Origin of the sequence: Aminicella lysinilytica (assembly GCF_004362975.1) — a bacterium.
Lineage (GTDB): Bacteria > Bacillota > Clostridia > Peptostreptococcales > Anaerovoracaceae > Aminicella > Aminicella lysinilytica.
The window spans coordinates 1-1,456 of record NZ_SNXO01000082.1 but is presented as its reverse complement, the minus strand read 5'-3'; the positions used below and the strand labels follow the sequence as shown (position 1 = coordinate 1,456).

1 protein-coding gene is annotated in these 1,456 nt (G+C 45.3%); it reads right to left on the bottom strand.

All coding sequences use genetic code 11. The features are described 5' to 3' along the window. Window positions 1-77: 77 nt before the first annotated feature. Window positions 78-1,456: IS1634 family transposase (locus tag EV211_RS10555; protein WP_133529396.1), on the bottom strand; the 1,379-nt coding region annotated here is incomplete at its 5' end.

The window sequence follows — 1,456 nt, the reverse complement described above, 5'->3', positions numbered from 1 at the left end:
ATCCTGTCTTTGACAGTAAAAAAAGCGTAAAAGGCCCCTAAACCTTGTGATTTCAAAGTGTTAGGGGCCTTAGTATATTATTTGGATTTTGCGTGTCGTATTACTTTTTTCGAAGCATGCAGAATATTTTTCAAGTCACCTCTATCCATAAACTCATAATCCGTTCGGAATCTAAAAGCATCATGCAGTTCATCAGTGATATCGGTCCTTGTGTAGTCGCAACTGTAGCCTTTGCCGATGATCTCATGCAAACGCATGTCACGGAGAGTGTCAATGATCTGCTCGCAGGTATATCTGCTTTTCGTCATTTTCTCAAGATATCTGTACAGGTACAGAGCTGTAAAGCAGGTAAGGAAATGTGCCTCGATGTGGTTATCCTTCTGCACATAGGCTGGCCGTGCCTGGAATTCAGTTTTCATAATGCGGAAGCACTCCTCAATCTGCCATCTCATGCGGTTCACTTTTATGATATCCATGGGGTCATTGTCATCAAGGTCGCTGGTAGTGGCATAGAATCCGTCATACTTTGCTTCTTCACTGATTTTTTCTTCGCTAAGTGTATATGTGTGTTTGTCTGCTACCTCTCCGTCTGCGGTGGAGGAAGTACTGATGATGAATCTCCGGTAATCGTTAAGGTTTCGACGTTTCAGTTTGTCGCCGCCCTGTTCTATGGCTTTTGTTGCGCGTTCGATCTGGCCTTCACGGATGGCTCTCTGATAAGCCTGATATTTGAACGAGAAGGTGACAATGAGCCGTTCTTCAAAGGAGTTCTGATCTACAGGACATTCCTTGTAGAATATGGCATCATAGCATTCATTCGCATTAAGATCTTCTAGGTTGTATCGTTTTCTTGTCTTCCGTTCGCCTGCTCGCAGCCATCCCTCAGGAGCAAGTGCCCAGTCCTTGAGTTCAGCCTTCAGTTTCTTGATTGGTTGAGTAACAATGTATGACCGATCCTGAATAGTGTTGAACCGCTTGTTTGCTTTAGAGCATAATCCGGCGTCTGTACACACGATGAACTTCGACAGTCCGAAATCTGTAATGACTTTTTTCTCGATCGGCTTTAGCGTGATTTGTTCATTGGTGTTGCCAGGGTGTATCGCCATTGCCAAAGGTATGCCGTCATAATCAGTGAAAAGCCCCATTTCAACGATTGGAAGCGGTTGATGCTGCTTGGATTTCCCGTACTTCCTGAGTCCGTCCACATCCTGCTCCTCGATTTCATAGAAGAAATTTGTACAGTCATAGTACAAAACTCCTGTGTTCCGCTTTCCACCGAAGGAGATACTGTTTTGGTAGAGAGCCTTTTGAAGTTCATCGGATCTCTGCTGTATGATGTCAAGTGCCCGGTAGACATGGTGCGTAGAGAAATCAGGCTGCTCCAGCAGTGTCGCTGCCCACTTGGATGTCTCCAGTTTTGAGGAAGGGTGCAGGATCCTCCCATAGATCAGACGGG